The following is a 26518-nucleotide window of genomic DNA, read 5'->3' on the forward strand; positions in this document are numbered from 1 at the left end:
GTGTACGTTTATAACCGATACTTGTCCACAACGTCATACCCTTCGCTATTGCTCCCCTTTGGTATACAGCTTTGTAAGGGTTACACCATGTCCCCTACTACTCATTTTAATACTCTCTATCTTATCATTAAGAGTTGGCTTACCCTGAAACAATGGAGGTCAATGTAACTTTATAGTACACCTCCCTAGATTGAGCCCATGTATTATCGTACACAGCGTATACAAGTTTAATGGGGCCTTGTGTATTGAAATTACTAGGGGCGAAAGGCCCCTGGGTATAATAAGCACCATCGGTTGATACCCTCAAATAAGTAGAAATAGATCGGGCTACTAAATCAATTTGGCAAAATAAAACACTCATAATAAAATAAAGACCTGTGTTGTTGCCATGCGGAGTGTGTATGGGCCATAAAACACCCTGATTATCGCGAAGGGAAAACGCAACTGAAATAGCACCATAGTTGCATTGAGATAGCATGTTACCTGCCGAATTAGTAAAAAGGCTAATAACTTTTGTTCCTGCTGCAAAAGTTGCTATATCTGACCCTACTTGTCCCGAAAAACCAGCGGGTACGTTTATATAATTACCGCGTACATCTGGCGAAAACTTTGCATATTGCCCTTGTTCTATTGCGTTTATTTTTGCCATCAACGTTACCCATGTGTCACTTGTGGATGCATTGCCACCCTTGGCGTTAATGGCACCCACAATGCCGTTTTTAGCATCAACGCCAGATTGAAAAAGCGCAAGGTCGTCAGCTTCAGCGGTGTACGGTACATCCACCGCACCCGCTGAAAACTTAATCCTTGAAATAGCTTTAACACTCCCGGGAACCCCGGATGCTCCACCCGCTACAACCAGACGAAGTTTTACCGATGTTACACCGGAAGGAATAGTTACTGTTTTCGACTTCCGATGCCAATTGGAATTAGCGTCGGCGACAAGCGAATTGATTGTTATATCATCACTGGCATTTTTAACTTCAATAAGCAAAATGCCCGTTGTCATTCCTAATGTATAAAACATTGCTTGTAAGTTGTATGTCCCAGCGATGACATTGGTTGGGTTAGAATCAAGAACTGCATAACTGTTAGCCGCCACAGCTCCTGTTACTTGAAAATACTTCAGCGTTCTAAAGTTAGTACCAGCGGTCACAGACCATGGAGCTGACCCATAGTCACTCCACCCGTAAAGCCCTAAGTTTGCGGACGAATTCTGAACAAGATTGGACGAATCCAAGCTGATAATTGGCGCTACCGCCGCATTAGCTTTTGTTGTCGCATCTGTAGACGCTGCATTGATCGCCGCCACCCTCGCATCCCTTACGGCCTTCTCCGTCGCCGCCACCGCCTCAGACGTACCATCCGTCTTACTAGACAACTGGACCTTCCCCTTCTGCGTCAAAGACGCATCGGGAATATCCATTTGACTCACCGCTTCACGAAGCGCATCCAAATCCGCTTGCGATGCAACACCTGCATCAATCTTTTCAAAAATCCCATTAATACTCTCCCGGGTCACATTCTCGTTCCCCAATGGAAGAGGTAGCTTTAATCGATCTGTTTCTTGTGGCATTACGCCCACACCTCCAGTTCATTCCACGTCAAGGACGCGGCGTCCAGTTCATCCCATGTTTTCTGCTTCTTGTCCAGATCGTCCCAGACCAGATAACGATACTCATATTCCACGGTCATATGGGCCGGCTTCAATTCTTCAATCGCACGTTTGAGATCATCGATATTGGGCGGGGTGCCCATCGTATCCACAAAGCTCACCGTAAAACTCCACACTTCCGGCTGAAATGTTACATCCACTTTTCCCCCGGCATAGGCTTCAGCCACATTCACAACTTGTCTCCCCGAAAACTTTCCGGCACCACGCAGCTTCGACTCCACTACGGCACGCCTCTGTTCCACGGGTTTGAGACGATCCGTCTCAATGCCAAGCTCTTCTTCCCAGAAGTCCAGCCCCCACGTCGCCGTGCGGACAAAAAACTGCTCCAGCGTCTCATCCAGCGCCTTGTACAGCAGATCCATTTCACTGCCTTTGGCCTGCATATCGGCCTGCATGACACGCGAAGTCTCATAATACCTGGGCAAATACGAGAACAACTCCCGCCCTTTCTCACTCGTCAGTCCAACATCTACAATAGAAGGAGCACTCATGCCCTGTCCCCTCCCTTCCTTGCACATCAACATGGAGCGTCTCGCTTACCAGATCCAATCCGGATCGGCGTACTTCTCCCAATCTTCCTTGGTCTCCGCACTCCAAAACTACTTCTTCGTCCACCATCTGCCCAACACTACTCATGCACATCCACCGTCCCCAGAACCGCCACCTGACTCGCGGTTATCTCAATATTCTGGTCGCTCACACCGTTCACGGTAAGCTCCGAATAGTCGATAATGGGCGGAATGTCCAGCAGGATCGCAGCAATGCGAGTGTAACGAACGAGTGGATCGGCAAAAGCCAACTGTTTCAGATACGCGGTCACCCCGCGTTCGATCAATGCTCGTACATCGGCGAGTGTCGCATCACTTGCCAGCGTCAGTTTCACCTGAATATTCATCGGCACTTCCACCGCCGACATCACAGACACTACTGGCCCCGCCGGTGCAACGCCTTCACCCTGTCCATCCTGCGTCGGGTCAACGTACTTCTGCACAGCCGCCACCAGATCGGTACCCGCAGCACGTTTGTCCGTGTCTAACAGATACAATCCCACCGTGCCTGGCCCCTGCCATAAAGGAATGACACGCGTTGCGCCTACACCTGGTACTTCACTGGCCCATTGCACATATTGCGACTTGTTGCCACTGGTCCCCTGATTGCGGACTTTGGCATAAAAGCGTTCCAGCAACGCCGTGTCTGCCTCAATATCTGCACCGCCTTTGATCACATCAACGTTAGTGACAGAAGTCACGCCACTTACAGGTGTAGACAGCACAGTTACCGTGCCCGCAGGCACATTGCTCTCTTTTCCGGCAACAAGCGCTCGCACACCTACCACCCCGGAGCCCTCTGCATCCAGTTCCAAACGCCCCACCGTTTCATATTCGAGCGAAGCTTCAGCAGATACTTCATCCGCGAGTGTAGCCACGACCGTTCCCGCAGGAATCACCTTGCCCGGCGTACCCACGAATCTAACCGAACCTTGTGCAACTACCGCAGCCCGCCGCGTAATGCCATGCTCTCCTGCCCGCAGATCCAGCTCTTCCGAACGAAAATTCGGATCACTGCTCGCAGCCGTACTTGCAAACCCCCGCCGAAGTAACTCCTGTGCCCACAATGCAGCCTCAGACAGCATAAACGCAACCGGAGCCTCCGCATCCCACAGAAACGATCCTTCCGACTTATCCAGATCCGCGGGCAGACGATCCAGCATACGCTGCATAATCTGTTCCTCCGTCTGGTCCTCCAAATAACGCGGAATCTCAGCCATCCCGTCAGATCACCTCACTTTCCAGAATAAACATCTCTTCCTGCACACTCGCCACCCGGCACGAGAACATGCACTGCTCCCGATTCCAATCAAACGTGAACTGGTCTACCGATTCCGTGCGCGGATCAGCCAGCAACGTTTCCGTCACCATCCGGGTAATCTCACTTTCCATCACACCCCGACTGTCACCCTGACCCACCAGATCCTCCAGCTCCGAACCGTAGTTCCGGGAGTAAATCACATGTCTGTACCGCGGCGTTTTCACGGCCTTAATACACCACTGCACCCAGGCTTCATGTGCATCCGCCGCGGCTACTTTGCCACTTGGGGTCAGCACAAAATCTCCTGTATCGTAATCAAATCGCCAGCTCCGCCCAAAGCGTACCTCTTCCGAAGCCACCCCCGACAGATCCTCCTCATCTCCCCATACCACCCCCGTTTCCGGGAACAAACTAGGCATGCGCACTCACCACCTTACACAACACCACAATGTCGTTGCCGCCATTCACGCGCATCGCCAGCACGCGATCTCCCGCTTTTAATCCCTTACCAAGAGACCACACCGCTTCTTCCACTTCCTCTTCTTGCAAAAGAAACCGTCCCGTGCCCGTCGTTCCGCCGTTTGCCACGTCAGGTATACCGGAAATCGCGCCAGCAGCCTCGCGCTCCGGCAGTCCAAGCGTGCCCGGCAACTCGGCCACGAGATAATCCTGCACTTCGTGCTTGAAATCATCCAGCTTAACGCCGGACGAGGTCATCGTACCCAATACCGCGCCCAGCCCGCTCACAGCCTGACGAGAATGTGTACTCATCGCACCCCGCATGACGTCGGCAAAATGCCCATACGGATCATCTTTATTCAAGGTAATACCTCCTTTTCACCAGCTCAGCCGTCCCCAGTTCCAACGTCATCGTTCCAGGTCCGGCAGACAGATCACGGCTAACCGACATGACGATTAGCTTCAGTCCTTTCAACAACACTGCGTCCCCGGCGCGAATCGTATTGATATCCGGTGCTGATATCGTAAAGGTCTCCTGAATACCCGTCAGATGACTTTTCGCCAGTTTTTTCGCGGCGGTTGTGGATTTCACCTGATCGTCCTCGATCAGCTTTTGCAATGTGCCCAGTTCTTCCACATTATCCTGCTCAATCGCGAGCACTTTGGAAGGAACTTCTTTGCCACTGCCAGACTCCGACGCTGCCATCACCTTAACCTTGGTGACCGCCCCTTCGAGCGTACGCATCTGGGTCAGATCAATTAGTCGATCAAGTTCATACACCTTTGCATTACTTCCAACCTGGAAGAGCTCCAACCCACCGGGCGTCATCCGTGGATGGTACATTTCCCCGCCGGACTTCGCCGTTTCTTTCAGATCGGCAAACATCATCGAGAAGATCGTCTGTGACCGATACACGGCTTTTCCCAGCTTTGTCTTGGTTTCTGGCAATGTAGCGTATGGAATCTTCCACTCTTTGGCGTAGGTTTTGAGTCGTTGCGTAGCGGTCTGATCCTTAGGCAACAGGAACTCGTCCTCTGATTTTTCCAGATATATCATTCGGTCGTACACCGTGAGAGATAGCCGCTTAGTGCCACTGTTCGAGCTTTCCACCTCCCAGATGACCGCAGGATGCAGCAGATGAACCATGGATTTTTCGCCAAAAGGAACCCCGCTAATCCGCACCGCCATGCCCGGTGAGATCGAAGGCAGACCGGAAGATGCAGACACCGCCAGCCGGATGTTAGCCTGATAGGCAATCTGGTCAAGCGAGTCCTTCAGCGTAATCGTCTCCACCAACTTGGTGATGTCGTATTTGTCGTCGACAATGACCTTGTAGGTCATGGCATCACCAGCTTTTGTCCGGGCTTGATCCGGTTCGGATCACTCCCGATGATCTTTGCGTTGAGCTTGTAGATCTCGTTCCATTTGGAACTGCTACCCAGCTCAAGCTTTGCTATTTTGGACAGGGAGTCGCCAGATTTGACGGTGTAGGTCTTGCTGTTCTTTTTTAAATCGGTACGCGAACCTGACTTGCTCGCGGATGCCGCAGAGCCCACCTTCTCCACCTTGGAATCCCGCCATGTGCGTAGGGTCAGGTCGAAATAAATATCCCCTGTCTCCCCCCCACGAAAGCTCGAATTAAGCGAAACAATAAAAACAGGCACGTTCACGCCCGTCTCTGAAATGATGAAACGCAGCGGCTTTTTGGAGATGAGAAAAGTGTTCAACACATTCATCGCCACGCGTGGATCCAGAAAATATTTTTCATCCATGCAATAGGACGGATCATATCGTTTCGGAAAAAAAGAAGAGAAGGTGATCTCCTTCACCTTCTCCCCTTGTGCAAAATCAAACTCGCCATGCTCCAACATATTGACCGTTTCATATCCCTTAGATCTGGAAATATTAACTTCTTCAGGGTTTACCGGAAATTGAAATGGAGTATTGCCATCCTTCAACGTAAATGACATTTTGTTAGGACCAACTTTATCTTCAAGTACAGACATATCTGCGGCCTCCTTTCTGCTTAGGCCATAATTGTTTTGCGATTTTGCATCGCGCGGCGGAACTCATCAGAGATACGTTGCCCCACCTGATGAGAAACTGCGTCATAATCAATAGCGTTCTCCCGAACGGTCACTTGTACCGTACCCGGTGCAATATTCACAGCAATTTGGTTCGTCGTTTCCGTTTTGAAATCCTTAAGGTAACCTGCAAGACTGCTCATCTGTTCTTCGGAAATACGCACTGTGAGCGGCGAAGCTTTCTCATTGGGTTGACCCGCGTTATTCATTGCTACCGCTTGGGATTGCATCACACTTGTTCCCATAAGACCCGCAGCCGTCGGTGAACCAAATCGATTGTTCATGTAGGCTTCTGGACCGGTGATCGATAGAACTGCCGGCCTGTATGGAGGCGGCATCTGAGGTGCTATCGGTGGAGGGGGTGGTGTCTGCGTTGCTACAGGTGTTGAGGGTGACGTTATGACCGCTGCGGCTGGGGCGGTCTGCTCTTCCTTTTTAGAACCGAAACCAAAAAAACCTGCAACCCCATTGAACAAATTCGTCGTTTTCTCCGCCACGTAACTCGCTCCCTCAGAAGCAAATTTTGCTACTTTTGAGATGTCTTCCGCGTTGTTTTTTAGGAATCCACCTACCTTGTCACCCAGCCAACCGCCTGCCTTTTCACCCAGCCAACCGCCTATTGAACCGCCCAGCATGTTCCCAACCACCGGAATTGGAATTACACTGCCAAGTACGGTACCAATAGCTGTTCCTACTGCATTACCAGCAACCGAACCCACCGCACGAGCACGATCCTCAGGTGGGGCGCTTGCAAGTTCTTTAATATTGTTATACATACGGAGTGGTGCGAACAATTTTCCCGCTCCTTTAACGAGGTTGCCACCAAGTTTGCTTATGATGCCAGACCCACCACTGCCTCCTGCCCCACTTCCGCTTCCACCTCCACCAAAGAGACCTTTTACATCGCCCCACAATCCATCGAATCCACCGATCAAATCGGACCCTGCGGACGAGAAATCATTCACAAACTTTGCCCCACGTTTTGTAACCTTGAACGCCTTTTTCAATTTATTCCCCGGTGTGGCAGGTGTTGTGATTTCTTTCCATAGCTTCTTCCCACTATTTCTTGCATCAAAGACTTTCCCCACACCAGATGAGATTGATTTCCCACGATCAAACATACCTTTCATCTTCTGCAAAAAAGTTTTAGGTTTCGCTTCGGCCGCTGGTGCCGCTCCAATATTGATAGAGTCTAGCTTGGTACTCAGCATATTAATAGATTGGGTATTTGTATTCAAAGCATCGATCAGTGGCTGTGAATTCACATTAACGGATACACCTGAAATCTGGTGGCTGACTTTGAGCTGCACACTAGCTGTAGCATTCAACATCTTAGATCGGATTTGCTTCATTTTTCTCAACAAACCATTCAATGCCGGAGTAGCACGGTCAACCAGATCAACCGTCGGTGTAATACGCAGCCTGCTGATTCGCACAGCCATACTATAAATATGCTCCAACCTGCGTCCAGTCGTTCTCAGCTCATTGTTCACCTTGATCAGACTCTGGTAACGAACTCTGCCCAGACGTTCCGTCGAACGCTGAATCTGATCCAGGTATCGAAGGGTTGTCCGCATTTCCGCATTAGATTTGGATAAACCTACAATCATTTCTGCCATTTTTTCACCTCCTGCCTTATATCGTTATCGATTCATTTGCGAAGTTATCGCTGACATTTCCTCTTCCGAGAATGCAATCAACAGCGAGCGCTCCCCACGTGGCAAAGACCAGAACTCTCCGGGCCGGAGATGATGACGTACCCACATGTGATACAGGAACGTGGTCATCCCGCCGGAGTGAATCAGTTTTTTAGGTCTTCAATCTCCACACCGAAGCCGGACAGCTCCAGCACTTTATCACCTACGGCATCCAATTCACCTGCCAGCAACATACGACGTACCGCCTGTTCGCCACCGGACAACTTCATGCGGCCGGTAATACGGGTGTCACCCCAGCCAGACAATTCCAGGCTGCGGACTTTTAATTTCACGGTTGCTTCGGAAATGAGCAGCGCGTTAAACGTTTCGGTATCCACCTTTTCCTCGGTGCGTCCTTTGGTCGTTTTACGAATCGTACAGCGTTCGCGAATGTGATCCACTTTGGAAGACGTCAGTCCACGCAAAGTCAACAGCAGATCCAGACGCTGAATGCGCACATTCTCCTCTGGCAAACGTTCTGCTGCTTCAAACAACTGATCCAAAATCTGTTCTTCGGACATATTTTCATTCATACTCATTGGGCGTTATCTCCTTCTTATTTCACAAATGGGTTTATCTATGCCAGCTTCCAAGCCTGTAGAGACAACAAAGAGACCGAGACCATCTCGGCCCGCATTGGTGTCCATATTAATATGAAGTAACTATGCAACCACGCTGGAGCAAACTAGCCCAATCACACGTGCCTATTCCAATCTTTAGTTCGCCACAATCGGATTCAGCAATTCAAATCCTTCAAACGTAAAGCCTGTTTCTTCCGGTACTTCTTCGCCAGCTGTCCAGTTGGCAAGCTGGATTTTGTCCACCATGCAGCCCTTGAGCAGAACGCTCTCATGTCCATACGATTCAGGGTCGTTCAGCTTGGAAATAATCTCGAATTTGGTGAAGCCGCGCTGGATCATATCGGAAGTGACTTTGTAGCCGGTCATCGTGCCTGTTCCTTTTTTTGCGCCGTTTTTGTGCACCTTCCAGTCGTTACCGACCAGGTTCAGCTCACGCTTTTCAATCTCCACACTCGCTTCCAACTTGTTAATGTTTGTCTGCCACACACCATCGATATGCAACTGACCATGGGTACCGAGAATTACTCTTGATGCATCCAACATATATTTTCCTCCTTGGGTTGGTTGAACTAATAAATATTACACGGTATAACTCCGCAGTCAGAACAATCTTCCGATCGCTGTTATCCCCAGATTTTTTTGATTCCTTTTCAAAAAGGGAAAATCCGGTGATAAAGGCGAGCGCTTCGCTTCTTCAGATTTTTTCTGCCCTCTCCGTTATCGTGTAAACCATCAGTTCAACATATAGTAATTATTCTAGAAACCTTATTGCACGTAAAATGTACCAAACAACTGCTCCATCACATCCGTCAGCTTTACATTCCATTGCAGGAATACCTGATCCGCTTCCGGTTTGAGAACTGGTGCCGCACCGTAATAAGCCGGGTCGAGAATGACATCATAACCGTCAGCTTCAATCACATTGCTCTGTGCAAGCAGCGCCAAATAGGCCTTCATGGCACTAATCAATGCCTGACGACCCTCTTCGGTATTGTTCACTTTACCGATATACGTATCTTCCGCAGAACGCTGCAAATCCGTGTTAATGGCGTCCAACACACGAATGGAACGGATTTTTTTCCACGCATTATTCTGTCCAGCGGCCGGAGTTACCAGTGTGTTTACACCGCGAAGTGCTTTCACCTGACGTCCATCATGGAAGAAAATAAATACACCATTCTGTACCGCCTGCTCCTGTTCTGCACGCGTCCAGCGACGTGTCACATCATCGAACGGAGTAGCTGCATAGGTTGTGGATTGGTTCAGACGTTGTCCGGCAATCAGTCCCGCGACATAGGCGGACGTTTCCGCCGAGCTGTAGAATGCATCTCCAAGGCGTACGCCTGTACCAACATTAATCACACCTTCATGGTTGAGCGCAAGCGAACGTGCTGCCGCTTTTTGTGCTGCTGTAGCTGAGGTGTCGTCGGCTGCGGAACCGCCAAATACGGCCACCACCGGTTTACCTTCACTACGCACACGTTTCACCCATGCCGCAAAACTCGCAAGCAGAGGTGCATCAGCCGCCTGATCCAAAGCCAAGAAGTCAAATTGCTCCCCTTCCAACGCACCCTGTACAGCAATGTATTCTGCATTGGTCAGGTCATCGTTGCCACTTACGCCACCTTTGAATGCCGCACCCGCAACGGCAGCAACCACGCCAGTACCATCGCCAATCGCCTGAGCCGTTACCCAGACATTTTGCTCATCCGCGTTAATCTCTTTTGCCAGAGAAGCTGCTGTAATATCCGCTGTCAGGAGCGCATACAACATCCGGTTCCCTTCAAAAAGACGCACTTCATGTTTCGTATTATCAATCACACCTGGCTGGATGGTGACGTAGAATCCATTTGCACGATCCCCCGGATACTTCGCGTCCAGTTGCAGCACATTGGCATCACTGCTATCCTTCAAGGTAAGCGTAGCTACTTTGGCCGCAGCACTTGCTACCCGATAAGCGAGCAACTTCTTCGGCCTACCCAACAGGGCGAGCTTCAAGGAAGTATAAGCCGTACCGTTATCCAGCACATTCGCCGCATAAATACGTTCAATCGCCGCTTCGCTCCCTACTTCAACAAAAGTCCCTACCGGACCCCAGTTGGCCTTGATCGGCACAACGACGGTTCCCCGCGTACCCGCTTGAATGGCCGAAGATGCTGCCGCCTGAAAATTCATATATAAGCCCGGAAGGACCGGACGATTTGTTTGCTCCCAATTTCCACCTGCCATTATCCCTTCACCTTCGCTTTCATAAATTGGTTAATTCGTTCCTGCGTTTCTTCAATGGAAAACGTCTCTTGCGCCGCTTCGTACAGCGCACCGTACAGCACCTCTGCCTTAACGGCAAAGAGGGCTTCTGCATGATTCATCAGTTCTGCCCGTGTATACCGCGGGGCTGTCTGTTTGCTTTTTTTCACTGAGCTTGCCATTGCCATCTCACCTCATTTGTTGGACTACTGATTTCGTGAATCGTTGATCTTTAAGCTTGATCTATGAATTTTCGATCCTATGAACCATGAATTTGAAGCTATAATGTTGAAGCTACATCTATCATCTCAAAGCTATAATCTGGAACCACTCTTAAAAGTGCATGTTCAAAAAGATCGGTTTTCAGTACCGAGAAGATGGGATGAAGTTAGAAATGGAGTAGCAGAGCGTAGGGAAAACTACGTGAGCAACTACAATGTTTCCAAAGGAAACATACTTCGTAAGCTTATGCTTATTCGGCTGAATTCCATATTCGATGCTGATGATGCCGTTAGGCATCCTTTGTAATCAAAAGCGGACTTTTTGAACAACCTCTAATAGAAGGTTCCTCTCGACTAACGTTTACTCCATACCTTTGTTATGGTTAATCTCACGAATCAAAGGTACATTCGTACCCGGACGGCGAATCCGCTGCTGTAGTGTCAGACGAATCTGTCCATTCAGATACGCATCGGTCTGCAGATCTGCTGTGACTTCATCCACTGTGATATATCGCGTGTTACCTTCGTGCTCTTCGCCACCCGTTTCAGTGACGGCAAGACGAGATTGCACTGCAAGTTGCTCTACCAACCGAGTAACAGTCTGGCGTGTTAGCACCGAATGATCGGTGAGCACATGCCCAATCCACTGTTGTCGAACCTCCAATGTAGAAGTCCCCGCGACAGAAGTGCTGCATCCGGCCAATCGCCATAACACAGACGGCATATCGTATCCACCGGGCCAGACATCCCCATATACCGAGAAGCCCGAACCAAGTTCCGACTGTGTCCAGTCTTGAAGCGCAGCTAACCACGCGTCCCCTGTTTCAGCGAGGACGACTCCCGAGTCTTCGGGAACATACACTCCGAACCGCAGACTCCGCGTAACCATGCCAGACCCTGCATCCACCCGGTCACTATCTGAAGAACCCAAATAGATGCAAGTGAAGGCCTCACCTGCTTCATCCACCAGCCTTACTTGATGCAACCCTTCGATTAGATCAGCTGACCAAGCTTCTACCTTTTCAGCGCCACCATCTTCCGGACGAGCGTATGGTGAGATTTTAATAATCCTTCGATATCCCGTCCAAGCAGACTTCGGCACCTCTTCGGCAAACGCAACCACGGCACAAGGCCCAGCCAACACTTCGCCTGGCCCAGGTACATCCAGCACACGACCGCCCCAATCTGGAACAAGTACCGCGAGCTTCTGTTTCAGCGTTTTTTTAATGAGCGTACTCATTTTACTGGTGCTCATGTCAGTGTTAATCTCATTTCTCATAGACACATTCATTTCGCCCCCTTTGGCTGCAAGTTTGAGATCTGCCCACACGATGCAGCGACAGTGCAGCAGCAGTAGACTCCCCCTTTTAACTCAGAGTCTGTATTGCTATCGAACCAGTACCGGGACTACATTCACCGCATCAAAAAGACCGGCCACCTGGCCGGTCTGTACATTAGCGTATGTGCTTTCGGTGCGTCCCTTGTTATTGATCCGATAATACAATCTTACACCCTTTCATCCCTAGCGCGGATGGTGTTCCGTACGACTTCTGTGCGATTAAGGGAGACGTTCGGGTGGAAAAAAGACGACACCTGTTCTAATTTCCCAACACAGCAATCACTTTTATATCGATATCAAAACAATGTTATTTATTTACATTTTATTGCAGGTGTAATATCCTTCGTATATAGGCTGTACGTAATTAGACGAAGTGTGAAGCACTAAGAAATGCGTTTGTGGTGCGCTAAAAGTTAACTATCCCATGTAGAGAGTGAGATATTGATCATGAAAAAAGAACTTATTATGCATTCACCTGTAATTCAAGGCTATCCGATTCATGCTAATATGCACTCTATTCTTCCCAATCACCCTTCCTACCATGAATGGTTATTTACGAATCACATGCAACTAAGGTTTGATTTCTACCAACCGGATACTTTCCACTTGGAGTTCTACCAGCCATTAATGAGAGAGTACCATCCGTTGTTAAATATTCACAGTATGCAAAAAGAAATGATCCAATTGCTCAAGTTAAATGTTACCGATTTCTTCATAGAGTCAATTAATAATGGTAACTACATTTATGTTCTTATCGATAAACAACATATTAAAGCCTATAGAACTGAAGAAAGTGCACCTCATGATTTATTCATATACGGTTATGATCGGGATAATCAAGAATTTAATATCGCAGATTTTTTTCCTGACCCGTTGCCCAATTATAAGAAAACAAAGGGATACTTTTATGAGATTGAGCAAGCAGTCAATGAACATATCAACTATAAAGAGGACTGCTGGGATAATGTATTTGGTATACAACTTATCTCCATGAATTCGTTCAAGTCCTATCGTTTCAATTTGGAGTTTTTCAAAATCTCACTGAAACATTATCTTAATTCTACGAATAGTGCTGCATACTTTGAAGTCATTGAAGGCATTCCAGCAGAAGAGCAATGTCTGCACGGCAGTCTGGACCCTGTATTTGGTATCCACATTTATAACAAATTAATTGAATCTGTTCGTGCCGATCATCAATATATAAGAGCATTACATATGTTATCTGAGCATAAGACGTTAATGACCAAGCGAATTCATTATTTACATAAACTTGGATTAATTGATGGCAGTCTGTTTTACAACCTATTTGAGGATATTGAACTAAAGGCTCGTTCTCTTCGAAACAATACGCTTAAACAAATGATAATCAACGAACACTCACTCAATATACCCAAACTGACTTCAATGATTGAAGAGCTTTCGAATAAGGAGTACATTGCACTTGATAAGTTAGCTAGTGCAATAGGGTAGCGTTGAAAGTTAACCGTAATGTTAAGGGGATCGTAATGATCAACTGATCCGATCCCCTTAACTGATTCCGATCCATTCCACACCATACCTTCTTCCAGTGCTGGCCTAAGCCAACGTTTAAAGGAAGCGGTCATGGCTTATAGGCTGCATATCTGAGGCAATCTTTTACACAATATTAAAATTAACCAGCGGATTCAATGTGATCTCAAATGCACGGCCCCAGATGAAGTCGGGATTACCATATTCCAGCAGCGCACTGCCATACGTCGCATAGGACAATTCGTCATTACAGATCTGCTTAATCGCCACATTGCCTGTCTGGAAGGCTGTTTTATTCGCAAGCGCCGTGGTATAAGTCTGCATCAAATCACGGAGCAATGTTTGCAAATGGGCATAGTCTTCCTCTGAGTTGAACAGCAACATATTTTGATCCGAAAGGGTAGCCACGTTGGTATACAACGCATGGGCTCGGGAATACGTGCGGATGTCCGCAATCGCTACCGCTTTGTAGTAGTAATCCTTCAGGAAACGCTTAAACAACAACGAGCCATGCGCGTTCATCGCATCTCGCAACTTATGCTCATGCTTCTCTGTTGTGATCAATGCGTACCTCGACTGCCCCATACCTACAGCAATACCGATCTTGTTACCTGGTGTATTCCATGCACTATAACCCAGAACCCGTCCGGTATATGGACTGTTGAGCAATGCTTCGGCAACATCGACATTCGCTGGTCCTTTACCCACAAAATCAATCAACACCGAAGGCAGACCTTGCTCACTATTCAGCGTCAATTGCTCCAACGCAGCCTGCACCTGATCCAGAGCCGTAATGGCAATAATCTCAATGTCGATGCCCGTGTTCTCTCCGGAATTACCCGGGTGACCCTTCGTCATACGATCCAGTTCGGAGGTCATGTCAAACGGGACAACTTGATCGGCTGCTACAGCCACTAGCTGTTCATTTTCCAAGCCAGCACCTACATCCGTCACCACCTCCGGTTCAGGATATGCCGAATCCGCTACAAGCACACCACCTACAATATCCACATGACGAACCACATTCTCGTGTACATCCATGTATTCATACGTGTTAATGATGGTATTGCCGTGAGGACCAAAATATTTCACTGCGTAACGTGTCCTCGCCCCGCCTCGGAACAACTGGTTCGCCATGCGAGCAACCAAAGCGTGCCCCAGACCATCTGCATCCGGCAAGACGATAGCACGATCCGGATTTTGTCCATTGGTTCCACCCAGCCATTCATTGATCCGCGCTTCTACATATTTGATTTCATTGATCTGAACACCCTGCGTGTTAGCATCGTCGACTCCAACTGCAAGGAAATCGATATAACCTGTGCGAGCCAGCTGATCCAAAATGTACAGATTTGTTTTGAATTTATGCTTTCTTGTATTGTAATACTGTTCTTTATCAAAATAGGTCGTTGTCCCATATTCCACTCCATCCGGGGACAGGTTATAACCTTCGATAATATCCTCAAACTCAGTGTATGTCTGACGTGGCTGCTGCATCAATGCACGGGACTCATTATATGCATCAAGCGCCAAGCCATCTGCAAACGAGGTCGTAGCCAAACGCATGATGGTGTCCATTACAAATACGGGTTTGCGTGGATATTTCTGCTTGATCACGCGGATCACATCCAGCAAACGCGTCGTCTCATCATCGTATTCTGGATAGGCGCCTCCTCCATCTTCACGGAGCTGACGACTGCCAATCAGACCGCCATAAGCGAGCATATCGGATGAGATAATGAATCCGTCGACCTTGGCAGCATGTTTCAGAATAAAGTCGTGAATCTTGGACGGTTTGCCATAAACCGGCGTTGAGGTGCCGAGCAGCGTTGTGCCATCTACGGTTTTCTCCGAGTCCAGACGATTCTTAATATCACTCAGGTTCGGTGTAACGATATGGATACCGGCTGCTTTCCCTTGCACAATCACATCATCCAGATTCGCTGGACGATCATCGAGTGGAACATACAATACTGTTTTCATATCACGTAGCCTCCTGTTATCTGTTTAGTCTTTAATACCCGATCAGGGCAAGGATGCAATCACCGAATTAAAAAACCGGCCCCATGGCCGGCTGTACTTTAGCGTATGAGCTGTCGGTGTGTCTTCCTTGCTGCTGATCCGATAATACCATTTTACTGCCTTTTCCCACTCGCGCTGATGGTAATCGGGATGAAATACGCATGAATGTAGTCGTGTCCGGGGCGGACAATTGTCGGTTTTAATCTGGATAAAACTAATGTGTGCATTTCAATTCAAACAAGCTATACGATAATGGATTTTAGAATGATGGGTGCCCGTGTCCAAAAAGCTTGAAGTCCCAGCCCGCTAATTCCGGCGAATGGATAGATGATTTTCTAAAGAACACAGGACGTCTTATTTGGCATTCAGGTTCTCTTTTTAAATTATAAGGAACATCAGACACCCTATTTTCTAAAAAACCTTACATTAACGCTGAAAATGGCTGTTTATTCCAATACAGCGTGTCTCAGGTTCCTCAGATTTCTGTAGACGCTTCAAATCCTTGAATAAGACGCCTCCGATTCGTTAGCTCTCACTCCTCTAGGCTTTGCCCCAACCGCAAACCGGAGGGAAGACCTCGAATCCGTCTGGAGCAGAGCTCTGCATGAGAAGGGAGACAATCCGCCTTTTACGGTATTACGAGCGTTTATCGCACATGAAGGACATGGGCTCGTAAATGAAGGGTGCGTTCTCGAACATGCAGACTCCGGACACATTCGGATCCGCTTCGGCTTTTAGTAGCTTGGAATATTAACGCTAGAACACCAAAAAGCACCTGCCAGCTTTGGCAAGTGCTCTTCATTTTGATTCTATATCGTTGGTTCCATATCCTTCGTTCTATATCGTTTGTTCCATATTGTTGGCTCTATCTCACGCGATGATATAACGAAAATTCTCCCATGTTTCCGGTATAGGTTCCCCGTTCTTGGCATGATGATAGAAACTGAACGGGAATTTAAATACATGACCTCCGTTCCAGTCACGGGAACGTCTGTCGGTGAGCCAATATTCCAGTTCATGAGGGAGCGCCACTGATCGTTCCGCTCGTTCCAGTGGCAGCAGGTCTACGGGTGATTGCAATGTCGGCATCTCCTGTTCAACATCCACATCTCGGCTTAAGCGTAGTGCCTTCACCATGGTAAGGAAAGGCGGAATGCCTTTGTGGAATAATGCCGGATAACCCAGTTCATATAATATGTTAAGCGCATGTCCGTAGGTGAGCATATGACCGATTAGATCATGATGCGCCTCCGCGTGATAGATAGTCTGGAAAGCCCCAAGCTCATCCAGAATCAGACGTGACAACTGAACTGGATTTTCAATCTCGGGGAAACCATCGCTTTTCTCAGGCTTCAGACTGCGAATTTCTTTCATCGTTGTGTTCATCCAGGATCTTCCCGGGATTGTTCGATCGAATGAATCGATCAGTTCAACCAGCCGACCAATATCCTCCGCAGTACCCCATCCATCCAGTTCGCGAATAGCTTTCAGACTGATTGCCCCGTAGATGGCCTGGTGTCCAACCCAGTGCAGTTCTCCAATCGTTCGATCCAATGCGTCCGTAATACACGCCTCGGCATCTTCCCTGGGCATCATCTCACCAATCGGAGAGGTCTGACCAGGGCTGATTCCATGCTGGCGAAGCATGGCTTTTGCTTCGGCGGTAACACTGCCGGCGGCAAGGGCAGTGAGACGATTTTCCCGCAACCAAAAATATGCCGCAATCGCACCCGCCCCATAATGGGCGTGCCACAGATCTCCTGTACGTTCCCGACTGGAAACGATAATCGCTAGTCCATCTTCCAACAAACGTCGATCCAAGCTTGCCACCACCCTTCATCATCTGTAAGCCTGACAGAACAACCTTCCAATCACTGTTATCCCCAGATTTTTTTTCGATCCCCTTTCCTAAGGGAAAATCCGGTGATAAATGTGAGATTATGCTTACGAAGTAGCTTTCTTTCAGAAAGCTTTCAGCTTCGCTTTTTCAGGTTTTTTCTGTCCTCTCCGTTATCGTGTAAATTTAGTTCAACTTATATATCCTAATTAATAAATAAAGCGTTTACTTCTATAACATGATGGAAATGCTCCACATATGCCCGTTTTGCCCCGGAATACAAACTTTAGCCAATTCGAAGCTTGCCCACGCCAAGGATGGATACTTCCAACGGATAGATCTGTGCTTTTTGCTTGGAGAAAAACCACGTCCGATCTTTCCTCACCACAATAAACAGACCGTGCACATCTCCTACAGGAGCAAAGGTATCACTAACCTCACCCCAGCGCGTGAGTCCAATCTGCTGAAGCTCATTCACCGTAGACAGAACATCCTCCGTCACCAGGCCAACTTCACACACCTGTAATATATCTTGAGTCGAGAAGTCATGGTCACTCTCGTTCTGAATACGATGATGAGCAATCAGCTCAATAATATTGCCTGCTGGATCTTCGAAATAGAGAGAATGAGAGTTCCAGTTAGTAGAGTACGTCTCATCCCGATCTCCTTCTCTGCTTAAAACAACACGTGATGCAGCCCACTGCTTCGCTTCCTTGAACCGATTCGTCGGAATCGACCAGGCCACATGATAAAAGGGCTCATGATCTGTTTCACACGGTTTGAAAATCATCTTTGTCCTTCCAACCTGCAGGTTGAAGGCCTGATCCGTCGCATTGGACACCTCCATTCCCAACGTATCACGATAAAAATGCTTGAGGTCCTCCATCCGTGTTGTATATAACTGTAATTCTTCAATCATCATACGGTCTTCTCCTGCATCTCCTCCCACTGACTCCACGGCACCATGCCGAGTTCAGGCTTCGCTTCATCCGGGAGCATGGCGATGAATTCAAGCAAATGACCATCTGGATCGTTAAAATATACAGATACCGCAGGCATCCAGCCGAAGACGTACAGTTCACCGATATCATCATTCAGGAAGTTCTGTGTCTTGATCCCTTTGTTCTCCAAGTGAGCCACCGCGTGTTTCATATCCTCCAGAGATACATGAAAAGCAAAGTGCTGACGTTTCACCTCGGAAGATTCCTTTTGCCACAATCCCAGCATGGCATTGCCTTTTCCACCAATCCAGTAGAAGGAGTTCCCACGTTCTTTCTGCCCGTAGGCATGAGATAAACCCAGGACCGTTTCATAGAAATGATGGGATCTCTCCAGATCCGTCAGGTTTAGATGTGTTTCAAATATGCCTGTAATCATCATGCTCAACCTCTTTTCCTTTTCCGATTTTTCATCTTCCTTGGTTCTCAACTCATGGTAGAATTCCGCGCATTTGTTAACGTCTGGGCCAGATTTAAAAACGATCCAATAACCCGCTGCACCCGGTCCTCTATATCCTGACTGCCTTCGTACTCTTCATATCCGTCAAATGTCGCTTCGAATCGTCTGCGCTGCGCACCACCAATGGATATCCACTCTTGGGCATTGATGCCATGCAGATTGCGAACAATCGCTTGCAGTTGTAAAAGCGAACTTACCCCCACCGCTCCGCCAGAGGAGCTGATGGACAGGACGGGCTTGCCGCTGAAATGAGCCTGACTCAGGTGATCCAGTGCATTTTTGAGCACACCGCTAATACTGCCGTGATACTCTGGTGTTGACAAGATGATTGCATCAGCCGCGAGCATACGTGTATTCAAATCTGCCAGATGTTCATGATCCGCTTGTTTTTCATCTGGCGCGTAGAATGGAAGTGGTGTCTGATACAGATCAAACAGGCTGGCCTGATGTCCCTGACCTCGAATAATCTCCACAGCATACTCTCCCAGACGTGTACTGGTTGCATTGTTCCGATTGCTTCCTGCCAAAATAACAATATTCATTCATGTCACTCTCCTTGGTTTTTAATAATTCAAACTCTCATGTTTCAACCGATCTGTTATTTCTACTCTTATCTTACCTTTCTTTTGCATCCAAATCGTCAGCAGATAGACTTAACTTGAAATACCAAAAAACTCAACCTTTAGGTTGAGTTTATACGACTTAAGTATGAAGATATGTCGGAAATGGTCAGACGACCCAACCGTTTCTTACGGCGTGAAGAGCCGCTTGCGTCCGATCCGCCAGACCCAGTTTGTCGAGCAGATGACTAACATGGGTTTTGACCGTTTTTTCGGTAATGACCAATTGAACCGCAATTTCCTTGTTGCTCAGCCCTTGAGCAATCAGTCCCAAAACCTCTTGTTCACGGCGAGTGAGCATATCCAGACCACCTAGGGATGCTTCAGTGGATTTCTTCGTCTGCTTAAGCTCTTGGAATTGACTATCTGCTGACCGATCTGTCGGTATATACTGTGGTTGCTGTTCATTTATAGACCAATCGGATGAAGCCATCACATGCATCAATTGACCTGCTGCGGCGGGATGCAATTCTACCTGACCTGCATGCACATTGCGAATGGCCACAGCCAGATCCTCCGGTTCAATATCTTTGAGCAGATACCCCTTCACCCCTGCACGCACAGCAGGAACCACATGATCCTGATCGGAAAACGATGTGAGTACAATAATTCGCGTTGCTGGCATTAATGTGCGCAGTCGTCTGGCTGTTTCGATTCCGTCCATGACCGGCATATGCAGATCCATTAATACCACGTCAGGTTTTAACGCTTCCGCCTGCGATAGTGCTTCCTGCCCGTTCGATGCTTCGCCCACAACCTTCATGTCTTGCTGTGTGGTCAAAAAAACGTGCAAACCTCTTCTCACCATCGCATGATCATCTGCGAGCAAAATCGTAATCGGCATCTCTTCTTCCCCCTGACTTTATACAGATTCGAACGGAAGTGGAATGACTGCCGTTACTGTTGTTCCCTTGCGGGGAGAACTCACTACTTCTAAGCTGCCCCCGAGCGATTGAGCCCGTTCCTTCATAATGGACAGGCCAAGCGAGCTTCCAGACGAGGCTTTTGGCCTTTCCGTACCACCTTTTCCCTGATCTGTGACGGTGAGCACCACTTCATGATCACTTAACTTGAGGGTGACCTCAGCAGAAGGAACATCCGCGTGTTTCCGTACATTATTCAGCGCTTCCTGTCCGATTCGCCACAATGCTTCTTCTATATTACGCGGTAAAGACCTCATTCCCGTCCGATTCATCACCACTTGAAGACCCTGGCTGGTGCCGTATTCCTGTAGCGCATGGAGCAGCCCTGCTTCCAGTCCCGCGGGACGGAGCTGCATAATCAATGCGCGCATTTCCTTGAGCGCCTCCTGAGACAAAGCCCGAATATCCTTCATCGCTTCCGTTGCCGGGTGCAGCTGCTCAGAGCCGGATAACATACTTTCCGCGCCTTTAGCAGTTAACGATAGTGAAAATAAAATCTGATTAACCGAATCATGCAGATCGCGAGCCAAACGGTTTCTCTCTTCCATTCGTGCAAGTTCGCGGCGATTCTCCGCCAGCTTCAGACTCTCCCATGAGGCCGCAATATGTTCGGCCAATGCCTCCAGCACTTCACGGTCCGCCTGCGCAGGACCTGATGTTCCTATTCCGATCACCAGAATTCCCGTTTCCCCTGGCGTATGGTATAGAAGGGGAGCAGCAATTCCCGAGGCAATGGAATTCGTAGTCTGGTCAGGCTTGCACAGGGTAAATATTTCAGCGATCTCTGTCCCAGACAGAGATGTTACACGATGACTATTGATTACATGGTTAATGTGGCTCGTCACTTCGGAAGATAACGGAGTACTTGATAACGTTCGAACCGTATCATTTGCATAGGCTGCCTGCAAAACGAACATTCCGCTTTTCTGCTGAATGATTGTAGCAAAAGGCCAATCATAATGCTGCCCAAGCAGCTGTACAACTTTTAAACAAAAAGCCTCAGAATTGGTGCATTCGTTCACTGCAAGACCCAAGGCCGTGCTGAACTCCCCCAGCTTGGCATACAGATCAGCTCGTCGCTGCTCCGTGCGATACAATCTCATCCGTTCTACCGCACTCCCAATCTGGTACGCCACGCCCTGTAACAGCGCCAGCTCACTGTCGCTGAAATGTTCCTTGGCTGGCGCAGCCACGTTGAGCAGGCCTAGCATCTTCTCCCCTGACCTTAACGGGACGGTTGCATGGTGGGTAATATCATGGGTATCTCCCCATTGGAATTCAACGGCATCCTCCAGCCGTTTACAGTTAATGATGTTGACCGCATGATTGAGCTGACCGTCCTTAAAGCGGTTCACACACCAGCAGGTACCCGTTCGCATGGGCTCTTTATCTTCACGCAGTAATGCCGGGGGCAGATTATAATCCGAAACACAGCTATAGTCTCCACGTTCATTAATCAGAAACATCCAGCCTGCCGTTAATCCGGTCAACTCCAGTAATTTGCCGACCACGGTATCCAGCATTAAGTTCAGATCATTGGACGTATTGAGCGTTTCCGCGATTATCTTCAACGTGACCATTTCCTGCATTCCGACTTCTTCCGACATCGCAGAATTCTCTCCTTTGGCTGTACCAACTGTGGTTTGTTCAACTATTGTAACCAATCCATCTTGGATATTAAAGGATCAACTTCTTCAATCGCTCACTCAGCCCAGCTTCTGTCGCTCTTTGCGGGACACAGACAAAGGCTCCATATTAATCAGACCTCGATCTGACAGAGCCAGCGCCATTTTGTAGAAAGCACGTGTACGAATCTTCGTATACGTATCCTTGCTGACAGGCGGATCAAACACATGGTTATACACTTTATAGTCAAACACATCATCGTCTTTCAGATATCGTTCACAGACGAGTACACGTTCCTTTTCACTCAGCCGGGACACAACAAAATCAATCGTATCGCAATATGCCTGACGCGCGCGCTGCACGTCCACATTGTAGATTGCCGTTCTCGCCGTGGAATCCCCCGTAACATTGGTTGCACCGTGGAAACGCTCGGCGTAACTTGCCGTCACCATAACCTCTCGTTCTTCAAATGCAATGGTTTTATAGATTCGGTATTTTTCCAGCGCAGCTTCAACAGCTGTTTGCGTTTTACGTCGGTCCAATTCGGGCAGCATCAATTCCATATTTATCTTCCTCCTCTAATATTTTTTACTCCATTCATATCTCTCACTCTATCGTTCACGTCATGTTGTTTTGCCATCATTCTTTGCACGATGGAAAAACGCTCTTATTCATAGAGTTGTCCAGTTTCCTAAATAAATAACGACATGTCTTCAATTTCCCGCTGTTGCCTTTTGGAATCACTCCAAATCGGTATAATCCGGGGAATTACCTTCTTCAAAGAGTCATCTCTAAAATCCAACCTGTGTTATTGTTACATTTTGTTCGTATAGTGTTCGTATTTCTATTTGAGGATACCACTTTCTGGAGATCGGAGTAAACCTTCATTTTGGTTCGTTTTGACGATAAAATAAAACCTTCGCTCTCATTTCCTATGCCTTTTGGCATAATTGTTTCATATCTCTTTACCTAATGGTATATATACGTTATAGTACTGTTTAATTAATGAACTTCCGTACAAGTCATTTGATTTTTAATATTAAGAAGCTCCCCTTCTCCTTAATGCCGCTAAGGTATATATCAAGCGCATACGTAGTGAAGGAGACGGAATCGATTCTGAAGAAGCAAAGCGTTCGCCTAAAAGCTTTCTGCAAGAAAGCTACATCGGAAGCATACGCTATCAACGGATTTCACCCTTTAGGAAAGGGAAACAGGAAATCCGGGGATAACAGCGATCAAAAGAACGATCCGAATCCGGAACGGCGCACCCGCAGAGGGTTTAGGAGTTGTCGCATTCAACTTTCTTCTTAATATTAATTCAAGCACTTGTACGAATCGAAGGAGTTGGCATAATTGTGGAGCACGCTTTTGGTCCTTATATGAAACAACTGCGCGAGCAACAGGGATATAGTATCAATCAGCTCGCCGAAGCAGCCGGAATAAGCAACTCACAGATTTCACGTATTGAGAACGGGGTCCGGGGTGTGCCAAAACCAGCGACCATCCGCAAGATTTCAGATGCACTCTCGGTGCCTTATACAGAGATGATGAAGCAGGCTGGTTATATTGAACCAGGGAGTGCTGCTGAACTTCAGGACGTACCGGAATGGGCTACATACAAAGACCGTCGTGATTTCAAAAAGATGCTGGAAGACGATGATGATCTGATGTTTGACGGCATTCCACTCGATGAAGAGGACAAGAAACGAATCAAGGATGTGCTGACAGGTCTGTTCTGGGAAGCCAAACAGATGAACAAACGCAAAAAGACAGACGAATCGGACAATCGCCCATGAGGCATGACCCACTGAATTTAATAAGGCAGCAGGTGAGATCATATGGATGACATCGTAACAAAGCTGATTCGAAAACACCGAACCAACTGCCCGTTCAGCATTGCCCGCGCGGTTGGAATACAGATTCGTTTCACCAATTTGGGGAAGTCCACCAAGGGACTGTACTTTCGCAAGCTCCGGCGCAGGTTTATCGTCATACACAATGATTTGCCGCCGGAATGGCAACGGTTCGTGTGCGCACATGAGCTTGGACACGACCGACTTCATAAAGGGATTAATCGATTCTTTCTGGAGGAACATTCCTATTTTGCTCCAGGCAAGCTGGAAAGACAGGCTAACCGTTTTGCCATTCAATTGCTGACCTCCGGAGTGATGCCTGAACCGGATGAATCTTTGGAGAAATTTTGTTTGCGTACCGGACTGCCACGTGAAGCGCAGCATTTTTTTTACACTCTTTAAGAACATACGTTCTTTCCGAAGATTATATATTCCAACAGCAGATTTACATGTCACTTTCAGGTTACTTATTTTTACGTAATTCGCGAGATTTCCTAATAATAGTCTGTTAAAATACTATTTGAGCTGTGTAAACGCTCAAGTAGATTATTATTTTGGGAGGTTTCGGATTCATATGAAAATCTGGAAGAATTACGTTTCACTTCTGCTAACGGTCTGTTTGCTGTTTGGCAGTGTAGGTATTGCCGCAGCTGCAACGGATACCACTCCGGGCACAGGTAAACACATTACCATTCTACATACGAATGATACGCATGCCCGTGCAGTTGAATCTTCACCTGCTATGGGTTTTGCCAAAGTAGCTGGAATCGCTGACAAATATCGTAGCGAAAACCCGAACACACTCTTGCTAGATGCTGGAGATGCTGTGCATGGTACAACATTTGCCACTCTTGTGAATGGTGAGAGCATCGTGAAAGTCATGAATGAAATGGGATACCAGGCCATCGTACCGGGTAACCACGAATTCAACTATGGTTCGGATCGCCTGATCGAACTGGCAGACATGATGAACTTCCCCATGCTGAGTGCCAACGTGAAGAAAAAAGACGGAACACGTCTCTTCGATCCTTACCTCATTAAAGAGGTGGATGGCGTGAAGATTGGTATCATCGCTTTGACTACACCGGAAACGTTGTATAAAACGAATCCTAAAAACGTAGAAGGTCTTGATATTACAGATCCATCTGCGGAAGCCAAAGTTCTGGTAAACGAAATCCGCAGCAAAGTAGATGTTGTTGTGGTATTGGGACACCTTGGACAAGATGCATCCAGCACGGATACTAGCTTTAAAGTTGTTAAAGAAGTTCCTGGCATCGATGTATTCATCGATGGTCACAGCCACACTGTACTGCAAGATGGCCTTGTATCCGATAACGGAACATTGATTGCAAGTGCAGGAGAATACACTAACTACGTAGGTGTCATCGATCTGTGGGTAGATGGTGGTAAAGTAACGAAGAAACAAGCAACATTAATTGATGAAACTGAAGCAAAAGACATCAAACCAAATGAGAAAGTCGCGACTCTCGTAAACTCCATTCAAAAAGAACAAGAACCTATCTTGAAAGAAGAAGTAGCCAATACAGCTATTCTGCTGGATGGTAAACGTGAACAGGTACGTGCAGGAGAAACTAATCTGGGTGACCTGCTTGCAGATGCCATTCGTGATGTCAGCAAAGCCGATATTGCACTGACAAACGGTGGGGGTATCCGTGCTTCCATCGAAAAAGGGATCGTAACCAAAGGTGATATCATCACAGTACTTCCTTTTGGTAATCAAGTGGTAACGCTTGAAGTGAAAGGGTCCGATATTCTGGCAGCCCTTGAAGTCGGTGTAGCTTCCTACCCTGAACCAAGCGGTGGATTCCCGCAAGTATCTGGTATCAAGTTCAAAATCGACACTTCCGCTGCAGAAGGTAGCCGTGTACATTCCGTAACCGTGGGCGATAAAGCCCTTGATCCGGAAGCAACGTATACACTGGCAACGAATGATTTCACAGCTGTTGGTGGTGACGAATACACCATGTTTGCCAAATATCCAACTACGGGTATGTATGGCGCGCTGGACGAAGCATTGATCAATTACATGCAGAAGCTTGGCGCTGTAGACATCAAAACAGATGGTCGGATCAGTGAAGCGAAAAAACCTGCAGTAGAGCCGGAAACTCCGGCAACAGAAACACCAACTCCAACCAAGCCAAAACCAGAAACACCAAAACCGGAAAAACCGTCTAAACCAACGCCAAGTAAACCAGCTCCAGCCAAACTGCATGTTGTGAAATCCGGAGACTCCCTGTACTCTATCTCCAAACAATACGGCACAACTTGGCAGGCATTGCAAAAGCTGAACAATATTAAAAATCCACACTGGATTTATCCAGGTCAACAATTGAAATTGCCTGCAGCTTCTTAAGCTCAGCAAAGCAAAGTGCATATAGGCATGATCCGCTTATAAGGCGCAACAACATAACGAATCAATTTTGTCATAACCAAAAGGGTGTCCCCAAAGCCAGATTACTGGTTAAGGGGACACCCTTTTGTATCTCCGTTCTTTGACATCAATCCACATCAGATACTTGAACATTTCCTGTGGACA

At 47.7% G+C, this 26518-nt stretch carries 25 protein-coding genes; 4 read left to right on the forward strand and 21 right to left on the reverse strand.

Features of this window, described 5'->3' with window-relative positions:
* Positions 1 to 139: 139 nt before the first annotated feature.
* From MHB71_RS18840 to MHB71_RS18900, 13 genes are all read right to left on the reverse strand, one after another.
* Positions 140 to 1576: a phage tail protein gene (locus MHB71_RS18840; RefSeq protein WP_340027246.1), complete on the reverse strand. Its 1437-nt coding sequence runs from the start codon at positions 1574 to 1576 to the stop codon at positions 140 to 142.
* On the reverse strand, positions 1576 to 2166 hold the full coding sequence (locus MHB71_RS18845; protein ID WP_340027247.1) for a YmfQ family protein: 591 nt from the start codon (positions 2164 to 2166) through the stop codon (positions 1576 to 1578). Before MHB71_RS18845 ends, MHB71_RS18840 begins: the two co-directional genes overlap by 1 nt.
* A 137-nt stretch (positions 2167 to 2303) precedes the next feature.
* Entirely contained in the window at positions 2304 to 3443 is a 1140-nt protein-coding gene (locus tag MHB71_RS18850) for a baseplate J/gp47 family protein (protein WP_340027248.1), read from the reverse strand.
* Between the two features lie 4 nt (positions 3444 to 3447).
* Positions 3448 to 3903 (reverse strand): DUF2634 domain-containing protein, encoded by a 456-nt coding sequence (locus MHB71_RS18855; RefSeq protein ID WP_340027249.1) that lies wholly within the window; start codon positions 3901 to 3903, stop codon positions 3448 to 3450.
* Entirely contained in the window at positions 3896 to 4306 is a 411-nt protein-coding gene (locus tag MHB71_RS18860) for a hypothetical protein (protein WP_145320658.1), read from the reverse strand. Before MHB71_RS18860 ends, MHB71_RS18855 begins: the two co-directional genes overlap by 8 nt.
* The gene (locus MHB71_RS18865) at positions 4299 to 5285 is read right to left on the reverse strand and encodes a phage portal protein (protein WP_340027250.1); all 987 of its coding nucleotides are present in this window, start codon (positions 5283 to 5285) and stop codon (positions 4299 to 4301) included. Before MHB71_RS18865 ends, MHB71_RS18860 begins: the two co-directional genes overlap by 8 nt.
* Positions 5282 to 5914 (reverse strand): LysM peptidoglycan-binding domain-containing protein, encoded by a 633-nt coding sequence (locus tag MHB71_RS18870; RefSeq protein ID WP_036611596.1) that lies wholly within the window; start codon positions 5912 to 5914, stop codon positions 5282 to 5284. The genes MHB71_RS18865 and MHB71_RS18870 overlap by 4 nt, the downstream gene beginning before the upstream one ends.
* Before the next feature lie 56 nt (positions 5915 to 5970).
* The gene (locus MHB71_RS18875) at positions 5971 to 7647 is read right to left on the reverse strand and encodes a hypothetical protein (RefSeq protein WP_340027251.1); all 1677 of its coding nucleotides are present in this window, start codon (positions 7645 to 7647) and stop codon (positions 5971 to 5973) included.
* Between the two features lie 182 nt (positions 7648 to 7829).
* Positions 7830 to 8264, reverse strand: coding sequence for a hypothetical protein (locus tag MHB71_RS18880; protein ID WP_017690174.1), 435 nt, complete (start codon positions 8262 to 8264; stop codon positions 7830 to 7832).
* A 177-nt stretch (positions 8265 to 8441) separates the two neighbouring features.
* Positions 8442 to 8849: a phage tail tube protein gene (locus MHB71_RS18885; protein WP_124117078.1), complete on the reverse strand. Its 408-nt coding sequence runs from the start codon at positions 8847 to 8849 to the stop codon at positions 8442 to 8444.
* A gap of 222 nt (positions 8850 to 9071) precedes the next feature.
* Entirely contained in the window at positions 9072 to 10535 is a 1464-nt protein-coding gene (locus MHB71_RS18890) for a phage tail sheath subtilisin-like domain-containing protein (RefSeq protein WP_340027253.1), read from the reverse strand.
* Entirely contained in the window at positions 10535 to 10735 is a 201-nt protein-coding gene (locus tag MHB71_RS18895; protein WP_017690177.1) for a hypothetical protein, read from the reverse strand. The genes MHB71_RS18890 and MHB71_RS18895 overlap by 1 nt, the downstream gene beginning before the upstream one ends.
* A gap of 400 nt (positions 10736 to 11135) precedes the next feature.
* Positions 11136 to 12059, reverse strand: a complete 924-nt coding sequence (locus MHB71_RS18900; RefSeq protein WP_340027255.1) for a hypothetical protein — start codon at positions 12057 to 12059, stop codon at positions 11136 to 11138.
* Positions 12060 to 12560: 501 nt separating this feature from the next.
* Here MHB71_RS18900 and MHB71_RS18905 point away from each other — a divergent pair.
* Positions 12561 to 13583 carry a hypothetical protein gene (locus tag MHB71_RS18905; protein ID WP_340027256.1) on the forward strand — a complete coding sequence of 341 codons (1023 nt, stop codon included), beginning with the start codon at positions 12561 to 12563 and terminating at the stop codon, positions 13581 to 13583.
* 165 nt (positions 13584 to 13748) lie between these two features.
* Here MHB71_RS18905 and MHB71_RS18910 read toward each other — a convergent pair whose 3' ends face one another.
* From MHB71_RS18910 to MHB71_RS18945, 8 genes are all read right to left on the reverse strand, one after another.
* Entirely contained in the window at positions 13749 to 15605 is a 1857-nt protein-coding gene (locus MHB71_RS18910; RefSeq protein WP_340027257.1) for a DUF4127 family protein, read from the reverse strand.
* A 909-nt stretch (positions 15606 to 16514) separates the two neighbouring features.
* On the reverse strand, positions 16515 to 17465 hold the full coding sequence (locus MHB71_RS18915; protein WP_100530014.1) for a hypothetical protein: 951 nt from the start codon (positions 17463 to 17465) through the stop codon (positions 16515 to 16517).
* Between the two features lie 302 nt (positions 17466 to 17767).
* Positions 17768 to 18403, reverse strand: coding sequence for a VOC family protein (locus tag MHB71_RS18920; RefSeq protein ID WP_340027258.1), 636 nt, complete (start codon positions 18401 to 18403; stop codon positions 17768 to 17770).
* On the reverse strand, positions 18400 to 18861 hold the full coding sequence (locus tag MHB71_RS18925) for a VOC family protein (RefSeq protein ID WP_340027259.1): 462 nt from the start codon (positions 18859 to 18861) through the stop codon (positions 18400 to 18402). The genes MHB71_RS18920 and MHB71_RS18925 overlap by 4 nt, the downstream gene beginning before the upstream one ends.
* 44 nt (positions 18862 to 18905) lie before the next feature.
* Positions 18906 to 19481, reverse strand: coding sequence for an NAD(P)H-dependent oxidoreductase (locus MHB71_RS18930; RefSeq protein ID WP_036611439.1), 576 nt, complete (start codon positions 19479 to 19481; stop codon positions 18906 to 18908).
* Positions 19482 to 19668: 187 nt separating this feature from the next.
* Complete coding sequence (locus MHB71_RS18935; protein WP_100530017.1) at positions 19669 to 20403, reverse strand: response regulator transcription factor; 735 nt, start codon at positions 20401 to 20403, stop codon at positions 19669 to 19671.
* A gap of 18 nt (positions 20404 to 20421) precedes the next feature.
* Positions 20422 to 22089 (reverse strand): GAF domain-containing sensor histidine kinase, encoded by a 1668-nt coding sequence (locus MHB71_RS18940; RefSeq protein ID WP_340027260.1) that lies wholly within the window; start codon positions 22087 to 22089, stop codon positions 20422 to 20424.
* Positions 22090 to 22188: 99 nt separating this feature from the next.
* Positions 22189 to 22671: an ArpU family phage packaging/lysis transcriptional regulator gene (locus MHB71_RS18945; protein WP_017690187.1), complete on the reverse strand. Its 483-nt coding sequence runs from the start codon at positions 22669 to 22671 to the stop codon at positions 22189 to 22191.
* Positions 22672 to 23460: 789 nt separating this feature from the next.
* Between MHB71_RS18945 and MHB71_RS18950 the strand changes: the two genes are divergently transcribed.
* The 3 genes from MHB71_RS18950 (at position 23461) to MHB71_RS18960 (ending at position 26335) form a co-directional block, all read left to right on the forward strand.
* On the forward strand, positions 23461 to 23904 hold the full coding sequence (locus MHB71_RS18950; protein ID WP_082219000.1) for a helix-turn-helix domain-containing protein: 444 nt from the start codon (positions 23461 to 23463) through the stop codon (positions 23902 to 23904).
* Between the two features lie 42 nt (positions 23905 to 23946).
* On the forward strand, positions 23947 to 24363 hold the full coding sequence (locus MHB71_RS18955; RefSeq protein WP_017690190.1) for an ImmA/IrrE family metallo-endopeptidase: 417 nt from the start codon (positions 23947 to 23949) through the stop codon (positions 24361 to 24363).
* Between the two features lie 172 nt (positions 24364 to 24535).
* Positions 24536 to 26335 carry a 5'-nucleotidase C-terminal domain-containing protein gene (locus MHB71_RS18960; RefSeq protein ID WP_036668808.1) on the forward strand — a complete coding sequence of 600 codons (1800 nt, stop codon included), beginning with the start codon at positions 24536 to 24538 and terminating at the stop codon, positions 26333 to 26335.
* Positions 26336 to 26518 lie beyond the last annotated feature (183 nt).

Origin of the sequence: Paenibacillus sp. FSL H7-0940 (genome assembly GCF_037979415.1) — a bacterium.
Classification (GTDB): domain Bacteria; phylum Bacillota; class Bacilli; order Paenibacillales; family Paenibacillaceae; genus Paenibacillus; species Paenibacillus amylolyticus.